Genomic DNA, 14,538 nt, shown 5'->3' with positions numbered 1-14,538 from the left:
AATCAGGGTAGATGGGAGATAATAAACCATTTTATCCTTCAGACACTCTTTTTCGTTCCGATGTGGATGGCGGCGATACCCCCTGTAAGCAGATAGGTCTCCACCTTTTCGCACCCCGCCTGATAAAAGATCTCCTCCAACTCCCGGTGGTTTGGGAAAGAGGCCAAGGATTGCGGGAGCCATTTATACTGTTCATAGCGGTTTGTAAAAATTTTTCCTAAAAAAGGTAATATATGGTTAAAATAGAAGAAATAAACCATGCGAAAGAGCGGCCATACCGGCTTGGATAATTCCAGCGAGACAATCTTCCCGCCTGGTTTAACCACCCTGAGCATCTCTTGCAAGGCGCGTCCAATATCCGGTACATTTCGGAGGGCAAAGCCGATGGTAGCGTAATCAAACCGGTTCTCCTGGAACGGAAGTTCAAGAGCGCTTCCATAGACCAGATTAACCTTTCCCAATCCCTCCCGATTCAGCTTCCTGCCGGCTACCTTTAACATCTGGCGGCTAAAATCGAGGCCGTATATCCCCTCCGGGTTCTTCGTTTTCTTCGCCAGGGCGATCGTCCAATCCCCTGTGCCGCAGGCCACATCGAGGGCCGTATCCCCCTCTTTTACACCCATCTTCTTCATGGTGACATTTCGCCAATACTTATGCACCCCGAACGAGAGGAGGGTGTTCATCAAATCATACCGTTCCGCAATCGTCTCAAAGACATGGTGTACATACTGTTCCTTCTCTTTGCCCTGGATCTCCGCCATTTACATTTCCTCCGCAGCTAGAGTAGGAAGATGTGAACTCTCCAGCGAAGAAACAAGCTGGAAAAGTTCATCCCGCACCGCATGAAAAGGTTCGCTTCTCAGGAGTTTCTTCACCTCATTTAACCCCTGATGATAACGACGGACACATAAGGGAAACTTTTCTAAGAGGCGGGTATGTTCCCGGATGAGGGCCAGGCGGGTGATCAGTACGATGAGGCGGGACCAAGGGGAACTCTCCTCCTTTACCTGGGCAAGAAGAAGTCCCGACTCAACCCGGGTCTTAATCTCCAACCAGCGGTCAAACTCTCCCTCCGGCACGCCTTGCTTCCATTCATAGAGGAGAACCTTCTGTTGGTTAATCCCTTTGACCGAAACGGCCAGTTCCCTGATCTTCTCGATCATTCCGTGGCGGGAAAGTAGGAGGAAATACCGGCTGCTGAAATAATCGCCTGCCAGAATCTGAAGCTGCCGATTTCGGATCTTATGAGGAGCGATCTCTTCCCCATTCGTCACCTCTTCATGGATGTCCAATCCCAACTGAACCAACATGGTGGCGGTACAAGCCACCTCAATCTCCGGAGACCGAATGCCCTGGGCCCTAAGAAGCAGGTAGAGAAGTGTAAGCTTCCACCTGGGGATCTCCGGGTAGTCAATCTGAGGAGAGAGGTATTTCTCCTTCGATTGCTTCTTAATCTCCGTTATAATTTTCTCTACTTCTTCATCGATGTTAAATCCCATGAAAGTTCCCCCAACATCTTTCTTCGCTTCAAAATGGACTACCTTTTAGTATAGCACACTTTATTGTGAAATGGGATTCCTCTCCGGGATTTCTCGAAGGCTCTATTGTGGGTGGAGTCCACCACAAATTAAAACGGTTTACTTCAACACGACCCCTTCAATAATGACCCTCTTCGTCATGATCATTGATCACCTTAGCACGATGGAAGACCAACCTTCCTGTCAACCGTTTCGATCGGTAAACAAAAAAAGCCTCCCATGGGAAGCGCAGCACAAAGGTGTGATCCGGTCCCGGCATAATGAGATCGATCCGCATCCCAACGGGATCCAGGACGCCATCGGGTTAGCCCCTGCCTTTCTCCGCGTGAGCGGATGGGGCGGGTGTCAGGCGATCCAATACCCGCTGAAAAAGAAATAATCCGGAAAACCCGGCGAGCAAGAAGAGGGTGGACATCACGCCGGGAGGAAGGAAGGCCCCCACGGTGATGCCCAGCGCCCCTGAAAGCCTGGCCCCCTGGAAGACCATCCCATTGAGAGCCATGTAAGAACTTCGCAAGTTATCCGGCGCAATCTCCGCCAGGATCGATTGTTTCACAGGCACATAGATCAGCTCTCCCAGGGATAAGAGGACCACGGAAAAGGCAAGGAGGGCAAGATCGTTCACAAAGCCGAGGAGGGCATGCCCGAGAACATTGAGAAAAACACCAACGAAAAGGGCGATCCGGTTCGACATCCTCTTCACCATCCAGGCTGCGGCGAAAGCCCCCGCGACGATCAAAATCGTATTCAGGGTGCGAATTCCTCCTCCCACAAAAACCCCGTCCAGGGTGAGGGGATGGCCGAAGAAGTGAAGGGATAGGGGAGTAAATTCTTCCTGTAAACGTATCGTGATGTAGTTGGGGATTTGAAACGAGAGGGAGAGAACCAGCAAACCGGCCAACCAGTAGAGGGCAAATGTCCGATCCCGGGCAACCACCGCATAATTCATCGCCATTTTTTTAAAGGGATTCGGATCTTTCTTTGGGGAAGGAGCCGGTTGATACGTGTCGTGAATGAAAAGGAGCAGGAGAAGGAGATTGAGGATGGAGACCAGAACCATCGCCAGAAACAGGTGAAAGTGGTTGGTGACGAAAAAGAGGCCCCCCGTAAGAGAACCGACGGCGGTTGAGAGATTGAGAGACCAATAGTTGATGCTGTACATCCATCTTCGATTCTCCTTCGTGCTCACATCAACCAGCATGGCATCGGAAGCAGGCATCATGAAACCTACGCTTACGCTTTGAATGAGCAGGGCGGCATAGGTGACCCAGGGAGATGTAAACCAGGCGGAGTTGGCAAAGGCCATCCCGGCAAAGGCGATTCCCTGCATGATCTCCGCCACCGCCAAAGTTCTTTTCCTGCCCACCGCATCGGCGACATACCCGCCGTAAAAACTGGAGGCGATGCCCGCCAATAAGCTGATAAACAACAAAATTCCCGCCAGAAAGGGGCTAAGTCTTTCGGCGAAATAAACCCCCATAAAAGGGAGAACCATGGCACTCACCAGTTTCGTCATGAAGAGGCTGATGATCCGAATTCGAATCGTGGGATGAAGTTGGGCAAAGCGCATGCGAATACCTCCTTCCCTTCGCTTCAGTCACCGGCAGGGGTTCGTTTCTCATAGAGGGACCAGAGGAGGCCATAGGTAAGCTGGTAATGCTCCTGCAGGGACGCGAGGAGTTCCTCCTCTCCCATTCCCTCTTTCCAGATGCCCCGTTGAAACTTCGCCCTCTCGGCCATAAGCCCCACCACCAGCTCCTCTTCCCCCTCCCTTTGGGCGAGTACCCTCACCCAGATCTCCTTCAGGGGAAGGGAGGAAAAACCTCCGTCTACCAAGCGGGACAGGTCATGAAGAACCGTCTTCCGCTCCGGAAGGGAAGGGGAAGAAAAGTCTAACAGAAGGCGGTTATTGGTGAGCTGCACCTTCTTGATCCGTTCCCCAAAGGGAGTGTGAACGAGGAAATGGACCAATGCTTCTTCGGATGTATCCTGCAAACTTTGATACACAGGCAAAAGGGAGGTCCCCCCCTTCCAGGAGCTCTCCGGCAGGTAGGAGAGAAGGATGAGGAGAACCCCCCCCGTGATCACCATAAGGGTAAATTCTCTTAGGCGAGCCACAGCCATTCCCCCTTGGCTTTTCCTTCTCCCTTCATACCTATTCGTCACAAAGAAAGATTAGAAGAGGGGGGAACGAACGCCCGGCTGCAAGCACATAGGGGAAAGGGTTGAAAACAGGTTCGGCAGCCATCGGAGGTACTCAGGCAGTCCGCTTACTCTTTCGTGGTATCGATCACTCCCACCGCGGTGTAAATGACCGCCTTCCCGCGTATCTTCATGGCCGAGGTGTGTTCCGTAAATTGGGCGATCATCACCTCGTTTTTGTCCAGTTTCTCGGTGTGGTGGAACTTGGTGCTCTCACCTCGGGTCAGTCCGATCACATGGACGCCATTCTCCTTGGCGTGGATCACCACGTACTCCTTCACGCTGCCGTTCACCAGGGACCAGTCACTTTGTTCCATTCTCTCACCTTCGCCTTCCATGTTTATGTAGTTTTTTTGCCATCTCTTTTTCAGTTTCGGTTGATTAAACTTAATACCTCCGATCTTGCCATGGCATTGGTGGCAAAGATCCCCCGCACGGCGGAAGTAACCGTTTTGGAGCCCGGCTTCTTTACCCCTCTCATGGTCATGCACATATGCTCCGCCTCCACCACCACAATCACCCCATAAGGATTCAACCGCTCCATGATCGAGTCGGCCACGATGGAGGTTAAGCGTTCCTGGAGCTGGGGGCGTTTGGCTACCGTCTCCACCGCTCGGGCCAATTTGCTTAAACCGACCACTTTTCCATCTTTAGGAATATACCCGACGTGAGCCTTCCCAAAGAAGGGAACGAGATGATGCTCACACATGGAATAAAAAGGGATATCTTTCACCAGGACCAATTCTTCGTGATCCTCGCTAAAAATCGCGGAGAAATGTTCCTTCGGGTCCGCATGAAGACCGGCAAAGACCTCCTCATACATGCGGGCTACCCGGGCCGGCGTTTCCTTCAGCCCCTCCCTCTCCGGGTCCTCTCCGATCGCCTCCAAAATCATGGTGACCGCTTTCTTTATCTTCTCATGATCTACTCCCATGAAACATTCCTCCTCTCGATGGAGCGGCATCGATGATCCGCCCCGCGGCTACACCCGTCGATGCCCTATCGCGTAGGACTCTCCTTCTTTACGATGGGGACCATATCGACGAGCCCCCCTCCTTAAAAATGGACACCACTACTGTACCAGATCGGGATCAAAAAATAAACTCCCCCTGAACTCCGAAAGCTCAAGGGGAGGAAGGATGAAAGCTATGTAACAACCCTTTCCATCCGTTTAACTACTGAGTAACCGAATCACGAAGCGCTTTGCCCGGTTTAAAGGCAGGCACCTTGCTGGCTGCAATCTGGATCTCCTCACCGGTTTGAGGATTGCGACCCTTGCGCGCAGAACGCTCCCGAATTTCAAAATTCCCAAATCCAACTAATTGCACCTTATCTCCGGCCTTCAACGCTTCGGTAATGGCATCGAAAACCGCCTCCACCGCTTTCTGGGCATCCTTTTTGGAGAGCTCCGTGGCTTCGGCTACCTTTGCGACTAATTCCGTCTTGTTCATTTTGTCACCCCCTCTCACCACAAGCCTAAACGTTAGGCTCGTCAAATTCATCTTAATATAGGCCGACGGGAAATTCAAGGCAGGGGACGCAAAAACGGAGAATTTTAAAGAAAAAGCCTTCATTCCGATGAATGAAGACTGCCAAAGCGGGATCGATTCTTTTTCCCTAAGAATGTTGGAAGATTCATAACAGGATCGCGATCAACCCGCCCGTCCCTTCGTTAATAATTTTCCCGAGGGTCTCTTGCATCTTGACGCGAACGGTCTCCGGCATCATGACCAGTTTGGCCTGAATCCCTTCATTTACGATGGAGTAGAGGGTTCTGCCGAAAATCTCCGTGTTCCAGATGGAGTTGGGATCCTTTTCGAAGTCCTGCATGAGGAAGCGGACCAATTCCTCACTCTGCTTTTCTGTTCCGATGATGGGGGAAAATTCCGACTCCACATCCACCCGGACGAGGTGGATGGAGGGAGCCGCCGCTTTCAGCCTCACCCCAAAGCGGGCTCCTTGGCGGATAATCTCCGGCTCCTCCAGCCTTAAATCCTCGATTCGGGGGGGAGCGATGCCGTAGCCGGTAGCCCGTACCATTTCAATGGCGCTTTCAAAATGCTCATATTCTCGCTTCGCATGGGTGAAATCGATCAAAAGCTCCAGCAGGTGGTCCTTTCCCCGAATCTCCGTCCCTACCACTTCCATGAGAATCTCGTCATAGAGTTCATCGGAGCTGGAAAGATCAATCTCTGCGATCCCTTGGCCCATATGCATCTCGGCTAAGGCCGCCTGTTCGATGAAGTCGTACCGGGTGAAACGATCCACCACCCGGTCCACATCACGAAGACGATGAATATCTTTGACCGTCTCCTCCACCGCCTCCTCAAAATTGTGCCTCAGCCAATGGTCTTCCCGCAAAACCATCACCCAGCTGGGCAGGTTTACTTTCACCTCATGAACCGGAAATTCATACAAGGCTTCCCGGAGAACATCCAGCACATCCCCCTCGGTCATCACCGCGGCGCTTAACGAGAGGACAGGAACATCGTATTTCTCTTCCAAGGAGGCCCGAAGTCCTTCGGTGGTCGGTTGATAGGGATGGGCGGAGTTTAATACGATGATGAAAGGTTTTCCCACTTCTTTCAGTTCAGATACCACCTGCTCCTCAGCCTCTACATAATTCTCCCTGGCAATTTCGCCGATGGTTCCATCGGTAGTCACCACGATGCCAAGGGTAGAGTGATCTTGAATCACCTTCCTCGTACCGATCTCCGCCGCTTCGTGGAAGGGGATGGGCTCTTCGAACCAAGGCGTATGAATCATACGGGGTCCATTCTCATCTTCATATCCCTTCGCCTGGCTGATGGCGTATCCCACACAATCGACCAAGCGCACGTTCACTTCCAATCCCTCGGCCACCTTTATGGCCACCGCCTGGTTGGGAATAAACTTGGGTTCGGTGGTCATGATGGTTCTTCCCTGGGCGCTTTGGGGGAGCTCATCCAGGGCGCGAGCCCGATCCGCCTCATTCTTAATATGAGGGAGAACCACCATTTCCATAAACCGCTTAATAAATGTCGATTTTCCGGTACGGACAGGGCCCACTACCCCCACATAGATATCTCCGCCCGTCCTTTCCGCAATATCCCGAAAGATATCAAATCGTTCCACTTCGTTCCCTCCTTTAATTTCCGAACCCTTATTTGCTCTAAGGCTTATACTTGGACACTATAAATATATGTACTTCCCACCGTCGTATGACCGTTTCCTCTATCTTTGCACAGAAAAATAAAAAAGCGGGATGGCCCTATAGTAGATCTATATGGCCATCCCCAAAAAAAATGACTCAGCGGGGAAGATCCATGGAGAGAACGGGTTCCCCTTTTATCCAGCGGTATGGGAAGGACTTCACCGGCACGAAATAGGAATTCTCGATGAGGATCTCCCGCGCATCTTCCCCTTTTCCCGTATAACCTTTTTCTTTATATTGCATAAGGTCGGGGGCGTAGTCGATAAAGACCTCCCCCTTGGGAGATAAAGCGAACGAGAGGGGTTTCCCTGTAAAGGGGCTGTTTAAAACCGGTTTTTTGATCCCCAATTTCTCGTAATCGATCTCATATTGATAAAGGTTCGGGCCTCTCTTCATGGGTAATATCCCTTCTCTTTGGAAAAAATCATTGATCTTCAACTGAAGCTCTCCCACAGCGCTGCTTAAAGTGAGGTCAATCAACTTTACGGCGATCTCTTCCCCATTCAGATAGAGGACATACCGGTAATGCCCTCCTTTTTCAAAGGAATTGGTCGGCAGGGTGGAAAGATATTGAGGGTAGAGTTTGCCGAAGTCGATGGCATTTTTCTCATAAAGAAAACGTTCCCCGCTATTTTCGATAAGGGGGAGACTCCCTGTCTGTTTGAAATAACGATCGACGGCGCTTTGAACCGTCTGCACCTGAAAGGTAAGAGTGGAGAAATTTTCCTCTTCCTTTCCCGGGTAGAAGCAACCGGAGAGAAGGAGAAGGAAAAGAAAGGATCCCAGAAGGGCAAGGTGTTTCCTCATGAAGGACTCCTCCTTAGAAAACGGCCCTTAAAGCAAAGAGAAAGGCAGGGAGAAGAAGGAGAAAAGCGATGGAGGAGAGGACCTTCCTCCCGATTCCTTGCAGGCGCGACCTGGAAAATGTAATCAGAAGATTAGCCAAGAACATGATAAAAATCGCAATGACCGCATCAAGCATCCTATCCCTCCTCGATGGATTGATTATATCACAGGAAGGCAATGAATGGACACCGGGAACAAGGGCGGAAAGAGGTGCATAGGATAAAGTGACCTGGAATGAAGGAGGTAAGGATGAGTGACGAAATCTTGGCGCAACCCGAATCCGGAAAAACAAAAAAACCTCCCTTTGAAAGAAATGAAAACCTCTCCCAAAAAGAATGCGGAAAATCACCCCGATGAGAATCTCCTCTCTCCTCCCCCCCATGCAGGGGATTTCATCTCGCAAATGAACAACTTCCGGGAAGGAATCCGAGGGCTTTCTTCTTCTATCCATCAAGTAGAAAAAACGATGGAATCCATTACCCAGATGATGCAAACGCTCGAAAAGTTAGGGGGGTTAAAACGACTGAATCAGTTTTTCGCCGGCCCTCCACCTCAAGGGCAGGCGGGAGAACGAACCGGGGGAGTGCAGCCCTTGGATCAGATTAAACGGCTCATCGCCATGATGGAACGGATCGATTTCAAACAGGTGAATCAAATCCTCGATTCTCCCCTCATTCAGAATCTTCTCTCCCCATCCCCCCAAAAAAAAGGGGGAGCTCAAGATTAAGGAAAAAGAAAATGGGAAATCTTCAAGATTTCCCACTATTTTTTAAAAGTTTTTGAATCGATTCTATACCGGTAAACTGATTTTTCTTTAGGTAACTTAAGATATCCGCTTCTTTTTCAGGGGTAAGATTCATTCCTAGTAAGGCCGAAAGAGAACGTACCAATTGCTTCATCTTCTCATCATTATGTTGATCTCCTTGTTTAACCCCTTTGGCAATATTGGATAAGGCTTGTTGATCAATCGGCCTGGCGGCGGTCATCTTATTTAAAATCTCCCATAGATTGTTCTGCCCCATCTCCAACCCCTCCTTCTTCTTTCCTCAACTTATCTTATGAAAGAGAAGGAAAAGATGTGAATCAAGGAAAAAGACGGGCTGTTTCCTCCACTTCATGGGTGCGTCCACGCCCCATGAGATCCTCCACCGCAAGCCTGGGATCTTTCCCCTGAAAAAGAACTTGATAGAGTTCACGGGTGATGGGCATGTCCACCTCTTCCCGGATGCTTAACCGATAGGCGGCATCTGTTGTCTTCACTCCTTCTACCACCATTCCCATGTCGGCGAGCACCTCGTCCAGTTTCTTCCCCTCTCCCAGCATTTTCCCTGCCCGCCAATTCCGGCTGTGGCGGCTTGTTCCGGTGACGATGAGGTCCCCTACACCCGTTAACCCGGCGAAGGTATAGAGGTTTGCCCCCATTTTCACACCTAAGCGGCCGATCTCCGCCAGCCCTCTGGTGAGAAGGGCGGCCTTGGCATTATCCCCGAACCCCAAACCATCCGACATTCCCGCTCCGATGGCGATGATATTTTTCAGCGATCCTCCGATCTCCACACCGATCACGTCCGGGTTGGTATAAACCCTGAAACGGGGATTGATGAAGAGATCTTGGACATACTCCGCCACCTCCCTCCTCTCCGACGTGGCGACAACGGTGGTGGGTGAGTGAACCGCGACCTCTTCCGCATGGCTTGGCCCGGAGAGAACGGCCACCTTCTCTTTAAATGAGTCGGGAACGGTCTCTCGGATCACCTGGCTCATCCGCTTCAAACTCCCCTGTTCCAGCCCTTTGGTGGCATGGATAATCATCATCCCCTCCCGAAGGAAGGGAAGAGACTTCTCTACCACCTCCCGCATGGCGTGGGATGGAACGACATAAAGGACGTTTTCGGCCTGGAAAAAGGCTTCCTCCATGTCATCGGTGGCGTAGATGGACGGGGGTAAGACGACCCCCGGGAGGTAGCGGGAATTGGTATGAAGTTCATTCATTTCCATGCACTGCTTGGGATCCCTCCCCCAAATGCGGACAGGGTGGCCGTTCTCCGCCAACACCATCGCCAAAGCAGTCCCCCAACTGCCTAAACCTAATACTACGGTTGGGCTCTTCGTAGGCATCTCAGGTCTCCTCTCCCTAGAACGACTCTTCTTTATTCCTCGTTAAGATCCGAATCGGCGTTCCCTCTAAGGGGAAAGCTTTTCGGATCGCATTTTCTAAATATCGTTCATACGAAAAATGCATCAATTCCCTGTCATTTACGAAGATGATGAAGGTGGGGGGTTTAACGCCCGCCTGCGTCACATATTTCACCCTGAGCCGCTTCCCTTTACGGGAAGGGGGAGGGGTCATCGCCACCGCATCGGCGATGAGTTCATTAAGAACCGGTGTGGGAATGCGCATCGCATGATTCTCCGCCACCTCTTTGGCCAGGGGAAGGATGCGGTTGATCCTTTGTTTCGTCTTGGCAGAGACGAAGAGGATGGGAGCATAATCAAGAAATTGGAATTCTTTTCGAATCTCCTTCGTCATCTCCTGGTGGGTCTTCTCATCCTTTTCCACTTTATCCCATTTATTAACCAGAAGAACCACCCCTCTTCCCGCCTGATGGGCATACCCGGCAATTTTTTTATCCTGCTCAATGATTCCTTGTTCTCCGTTCAAGACGACAAGGGCCACATCGGACCGTTCAATGGCAGCCAGAGCCCGCAAGACACTATATTTCTCGGTCGTTTCATAAACCTTGCCCCGTTTCCGCATTCCCGCCGTATCGATGAGGAGGTATTTCTGCCCCTCGTGGACAAAAGGGGTATCTACCGCATCCCGGGTCGTCCCTGCAACCTCGCTTACAATGACCCGCTCCTCTCCCAAAATGGCATTCACCAGAGAAGACTTTCCCACATTGGGCCTGCCGATGAGGGCGACACGGATCGTATCTTCATCCATCTCTTCTTCGATTTTTTCCGGAAAATGCTTAATCACCTCATCGAGGAGATCGCCGAAACCCGTTCCATGGGCACCGGAGACAGGAAAAGGCTCGCCAAATCCCAGCCGATAAAATTCCATGATGCCGGGTAATTGATTGGGATGATCCACCTTATTCACCACAAGCACCACCGGTTTCCCCGAGCGGAAAAGAAGGCCGGCGATCTCTTCATCGGTGGAAGTAAGACCGGACTTGCCATCTACAATGAAAAGGATGACATCCGCTTCATCAATGGCAAGTTCCGCCTGTGTCCTTACCTGAAGCAACAGCTCATCCTCGCTCCCCACTTCGATACCCCCTGTATCGATCAAGTGAAAAGGGTAATCCAGCCATTCCGTCGCTCCATATATTCGATCCCGGGTCACTCCAGGTCGATCTTCTACAATGGCGATTCTCTCGCCCATGATGTGATTGAAAATCGTCGATTTCCCCACGTTGGGCCGACCAACAATGGCCACCACCGGTTTCTTCATCCTATAAGCCCCCTTTCGATCTGTTCATCACCGTCATATCGATCGAAAAACAAGTTTATTTTATCATAAACGGCATCTTAATGTTTAACCAGGATCATGGTTTCGCCATTTAATTCGTGGGCCATGGCGTCGATGATCTTTTCCAGGAGAAAGGCGGTTCTCTGCAATTCCTCTTTATCCTTTACGATAAAAATAGGGGCACCACCCGCCACCTGATCCCGGGAAAGGGTAACGATCGCTTTAATCGAAGCGCCTTCCTCTGCTTTATCCATCTATTCCTTCCCTCCATTCACCTTCGCCTCTTTCGGAAGGCGAAGAGCCGTCTCTAATACAGGAACCCTCTCCACCACTTGGATCGCTTTCTTCATCTCCCTACGCTGAGGAAGGAGAAGAACGCCCAACTCTCCTGTATCCATATCTCGTTTAATCAGGGGCACCAGGGCCGGTTCGCCGCTATCCCGGTAAACCCCCAAGATCACCGAGGCGTCATGGAGGATCGCCTGGCGCTGACCCAGATTGGCGAGGGTGACGGCACTGTCCAAATTCTTCGGCTCAATCACGAGCCCGACGGCATGTTTCTCCAGAATCTCTCGGTTAGAAACGAGCCCCACATTCATGAGATAAATCTGATTCACATAGAGGCTTTCCCCTTCGATGCGGATCTCCCCCTCTTTTACCCGGGCAATATCGGCTAGGTGGTGCCCGCTCATGAACCAGAGGTCCACCAGGAGAGAGATCGTTCCAAGCAATAACCCCACCCAGATGTTAAACCAGACGACACCCAGGGAAGTGAGAAAGGCGGTGAAGATGACCAAATAGTTTCTCCCTTCGAAGACCATAGCGATTCCTTCGATGTAGGCGGATCCTCTGGGAACAAGCTCCATCCCGTCTAATTGGGAGAGGGTTTCCCGTTCCATATTCCGCACATCCCGGAACTGCTGGGCCGCCATCGCAAGAAACGTGATGGCCGTATAATTATTTTCCTTTAATGCAGGAACAGCCACCGCTCCCATGCCTGCGGCGATAAAACCCAAGGCAAGATGAATCACTTTTCCATGACGATAGGTGGGATATTGGCGATAATCGGTCCTTAACATGATCACCCGAGCGACAAAACCGAACAAGGTTCCGGAGAGAATGGCCGTTACATATACCGTCATGATTCCACGCTCCTCTTTTCTTCCGATTTGAGTCGATCCTTTCTAAAGAAGACCGGGTCTCTTCTCCCCATCAACAACGAGTAAAAGGAGAGGAAGAGAAGCGTAAGGAAAAAGGAATCCATCTGATAGGCGGAGAAAAAAGAAATTCTCCCCATTTCCTCTGCGAAATCGAAAAAAAACATGGCCTCACCAAAGAAGGAACTGAGGAGGAGGAGAAGGAGCCTCTCTTGAAAGGAAGAGGAAAAAAAGAAGAGAAGAAGTCCCATCCATGGGGAGGTTATCCAAGGTTCCTCCCAAATCAAGAGGATCGGGTCATTATAGAGTACTTCTTCCGTCAGTACATAGATGGCGGCGAGAAAAAGGCCGTTGGCCAAGAGGGCGACCTTTCTTTTTTCAGGAATTCGTTTCGCTAGGAGATAGAGGGTAGGGGGATAAAGGAAAAGGGCAAAACTTCCCTCCACTTTCCCATAGGAGAAAGGAATCAGGCCGGCGAAGGCCCAAGCGATCAAAAAAAGGGCAACCGTTTTCTTTTTCAGCCCAATCCGACTCAGATCGGAATAAAACCATTCTCCCCACAACAGGAGTAGGAGGGTAAGAGCTACGAGAAGGGAAAGAGAACCGTCATTCATCCGTCGAGATCCGTTTTCCTCCAGAATGAATTATTCTACTCTAGTATTGACAATTTTATCCTTATCTTAACCCTAAAAAAACATCTCATCGAAGCTCGATGAGATGTCGACTGAGTCAGATCTTTTTTTTATTACTTTAATTTTTTCCGCATATCTTCCCCGATCATATCCCCGATGGAGACGCCGAATCCCTTATTCTCTTCATCCTTTGCATTTGTTTTCTCCCATTCCTTTGACTCCGGCACGGGCGCCTCTTCCAATTCCTTCATGCTCAAGCTAATCCGCTTATCCTCCAGGTTAAAATCGAGGACCTTCACTTCAACCTCCTGTCCCTCTTTTAACACCTCACCAGGAGTTCCAACCCGTTTGCGGGAAATTTGAGAGACATGGACGAGTCCCTCCACACCGGGCATGAGCTCCACAAAAGCGCCGAAAGAAGGCAAACGGCGTACAATTCCCTTTACCACATCTCCCGGTTTTATGGATTGAGCCGCCTTCTCCCAAGGACTTGGCTGTGTCGCTTTCAGGCTCAGGCTGATCCGCTCATTCTCCCGATCTACTTTCAATACCTTTACCTTTACGATATCGCCCACGGAGACGGCATCGGTGGCCTTCTCCACATGATCCCAAGAGAGTTCCGAGATGTGGATCAAACCGTCCACTCCACCCAAGTCGACAAAGGCGCCGAAGTCGGTAATTCTTTCCACCCTTCCTTCCACCACTTGCCCCGCTTCCAGTCGATTGAGCACTTCCTTCTTCCTCCGTTCCGCCTCTTCCTCTAAAACGGCCCGGTGAGAAAGGATAACGCGATTATTCTCCCGATCCAATTCAATCACTTTCACTTTTAAAGGTTTTCCCTTATAATCGCTAAAGTCCTCCACATAATTCCTTTCCACTTGGGAAGCGGGAATAAAGCCCCTCAACCCCACATCGGCGACCAGTCCTCCCTTTACCACATCGACGATGGTTGTTTCGAAGGTTTCCCCGTTTTCAAACCGTTTGGAAAGGACTTCCCACGCTTTTTCAGCAGCCACCGCCCTTTTGGAGACGACCAGCTCATCTTTTTCCGGGTTAAATTTTTTCACCTTCACCTCAATTTCATCCCCGAGATGGAGAACATCTTCAATCTTTTCGATGTGCAGGCTCGAGACTTCGCTGATGGGTAAGATGGCTTCATACTTAAAGCCGACATCGATCAAAGCTTGTTTCTCCTCAATCCTGGAGACTTTGCCGGTCAGAATATCCCCCACCTGAACCTCGGGGACTGCGGGAACGGCCTCGTTTACCGAAGTCGCCTCTTCCGGGCCATTTCCCTCGAAAGATTCCTGGGACGTAAGATCGGCGCCTTCCTGGATTTGGGCATCGGCTTCTTCTCCCTGTGGAGCCTCTTCCGCCGACTTCTTATTTTCTACATTTTCTTTAAGCTCATCAACTTGCTTTAAATCTTCCGACATGCTCTTTTCCTCCTTAACCCTAGACCGAGAGGGATGGGTTGAATTGGTTATATTTTACC

The 14,538-nt window shown here is 50.6% G+C and carries 18 protein-coding genes; 1 reads left to right on the top strand and 17 read right to left on the bottom strand.

Features of this window, described 5'->3' with window-relative positions; genetic code table 11:
* Window positions 1-38 precede the first annotated feature (38 nt).
* From THEAE_RS0104540 to THEAE_RS22845, 10 genes are all read right to left on the bottom strand, one after another.
* The gene (locus THEAE_RS0104540) at window positions 39-761 is read right to left on the bottom strand and encodes a demethylmenaquinone methyltransferase (protein WP_028986657.1); all 723 of its coding nucleotides are present in this window, start codon (window positions 759-761) and stop codon (window positions 39-41) included.
* Window positions 762-1,499 carry a heptaprenyl diphosphate synthase component 1 gene (locus tag THEAE_RS21890; RefSeq protein WP_005588874.1) on the bottom strand — a complete coding sequence of 246 codons (738 nt, stop codon included), beginning with the start codon at window positions 1,497-1,499 and terminating at the stop codon, window positions 762-764.
* Between the two features lie 343 nt (window positions 1,500-1,842).
* Window positions 1,843-3,108 (bottom strand): MFS transporter, encoded by a 1,266-nt coding sequence (locus THEAE_RS19935; RefSeq protein WP_039944263.1) that lies wholly within the window; start codon window positions 3,106-3,108, stop codon window positions 1,843-1,845.
* Window positions 3,109-3,131: 23 nt separating this feature from the next.
* Window positions 3,132-3,656, bottom strand: a complete 525-nt coding sequence (locus THEAE_RS0104520) for a hypothetical protein (RefSeq protein ID WP_028986656.1) — start codon at window positions 3,654-3,656, stop codon at window positions 3,132-3,134.
* A gap of 152 nt (window positions 3,657-3,808) precedes the next feature.
* On the bottom strand, window positions 3,809-4,057 hold the full coding sequence (mtrB, locus tag THEAE_RS0104515; protein WP_039944776.1) for a trp RNA-binding attenuation protein MtrB: 249 nt from the start codon (window positions 4,055-4,057) through the stop codon (window positions 3,809-3,811).
* A 50-nt stretch (window positions 4,058-4,107) separates the two neighbouring features.
* The gene (gene folE / locus THEAE_RS0104510; RefSeq protein WP_005588879.1) at window positions 4,108-4,674 is read right to left on the bottom strand and encodes a GTP cyclohydrolase I FolE; all 567 of its coding nucleotides are present in this window, start codon (window positions 4,672-4,674) and stop codon (window positions 4,108-4,110) included.
* Window positions 4,675-4,915: 241 nt separating this feature from the next.
* Window positions 4,916-5,242, bottom strand: a complete 327-nt coding sequence (locus THEAE_RS0104505) for an HU family DNA-binding protein (RefSeq protein WP_483855298.1) — start codon at window positions 5,240-5,242, stop codon at window positions 4,916-4,918.
* A 133-nt stretch (window positions 5,243-5,375) separates the two neighbouring features.
* Entirely contained in the window at window positions 5,376-6,854 is a 1,479-nt protein-coding gene (gene spoIVA, locus THEAE_RS0104500) for a stage IV sporulation protein A (RefSeq protein ID WP_028986654.1), read from the bottom strand.
* 175 nt (window positions 6,855-7,029) lie between these two features.
* A complete protein-coding gene (locus tag THEAE_RS0104495; protein ID WP_028986653.1) occupies window positions 7,030-7,740 on the bottom strand; it encodes a DUF3939 domain-containing protein in 711 nt (236 codons plus the stop codon).
* A 13-nt stretch (window positions 7,741-7,753) separates the two neighbouring features.
* Window positions 7,754-7,915, bottom strand: coding sequence for a DUF2768 family protein (locus THEAE_RS22845; protein WP_156920539.1), 162 nt, complete (start codon window positions 7,913-7,915; stop codon window positions 7,754-7,756).
* A gap of 117 nt (window positions 7,916-8,032) precedes the next feature.
* Between THEAE_RS22845 and THEAE_RS0104485 the strand changes: the two genes are divergently transcribed.
* Entirely contained in the window at window positions 8,033-8,506 is a 474-nt protein-coding gene (locus THEAE_RS0104485) for a protein kinase family protein (protein WP_028986651.1), read from the top strand.
* Window positions 8,507-8,528: 22 nt separating this feature from the next.
* Here the strand turns inward: THEAE_RS0104485 and THEAE_RS0104480 are convergent, their stop codons facing one another.
* The 7 genes from THEAE_RS0104480 to rpsA form a co-directional block, all read right to left on the bottom strand.
* The gene (locus tag THEAE_RS0104480) at window positions 8,529-8,801 is read right to left on the bottom strand and encodes a stage VI sporulation protein F (RefSeq protein WP_028986650.1); all 273 of its coding nucleotides are present in this window, start codon (window positions 8,799-8,801) and stop codon (window positions 8,529-8,531) included.
* Between the two features lie 61 nt (window positions 8,802-8,862).
* Window positions 8,863-9,897 (bottom strand): NAD(P)H-dependent glycerol-3-phosphate dehydrogenase, encoded by a 1,035-nt coding sequence (locus tag THEAE_RS0104475; protein ID WP_028986649.1) that lies wholly within the window; start codon window positions 9,895-9,897, stop codon window positions 8,863-8,865.
* Window positions 9,898-9,913: 16 nt separating this feature from the next.
* A complete protein-coding gene (gene der / locus THEAE_RS0104470; RefSeq protein ID WP_028986648.1) occupies window positions 9,914-11,236 on the bottom strand; it encodes a ribosome biogenesis GTPase Der in 1,323 nt (440 codons plus the stop codon).
* A 77-nt stretch (window positions 11,237-11,313) separates the two neighbouring features.
* A complete protein-coding gene (locus THEAE_RS0104465) occupies window positions 11,314-11,508 on the bottom strand; it encodes a capping complex subunit for YIEGIA (RefSeq protein ID WP_005588887.1) in 195 nt (64 codons plus the stop codon).
* On the bottom strand, window positions 11,509-12,396 hold the full coding sequence (locus THEAE_RS0104460) for a YIEGIA family protein (RefSeq protein WP_028986647.1): 888 nt from the start codon (window positions 12,394-12,396) through the stop codon (window positions 11,509-11,511). It lies immediately after the preceding gene.
* A complete protein-coding gene (locus tag THEAE_RS0104455; protein WP_028986646.1) occupies window positions 12,393-13,025 on the bottom strand; it encodes a YphA family membrane protein in 633 nt (210 codons plus the stop codon). The genes THEAE_RS0104460 and THEAE_RS0104455 overlap by 4 nt, the downstream gene beginning before the upstream one ends.
* Before the next feature lie 131 nt (window positions 13,026-13,156).
* Window positions 13,157-14,479: a 30S ribosomal protein S1 gene (gene rpsA, locus THEAE_RS0104450; RefSeq protein ID WP_028986645.1), complete on the bottom strand. Its 1,323-nt coding sequence runs from the start codon at window positions 14,477-14,479 to the stop codon at window positions 13,157-13,159.
* Window positions 14,480-14,538: the final 59 nt, after the last annotated feature.

This window comes from Thermicanus aegyptius DSM 12793, assembly GCF_000510645.1.
GTDB classification, from domain to species: domain Bacteria; phylum Bacillota; class Bacilli; order Thermicanales; family Thermicanaceae; genus Thermicanus; species Thermicanus aegyptius.
Note: the sequence above shows the minus strand (reverse complement) of the source record. Positions and strands in the feature narration are given on the sequence as shown.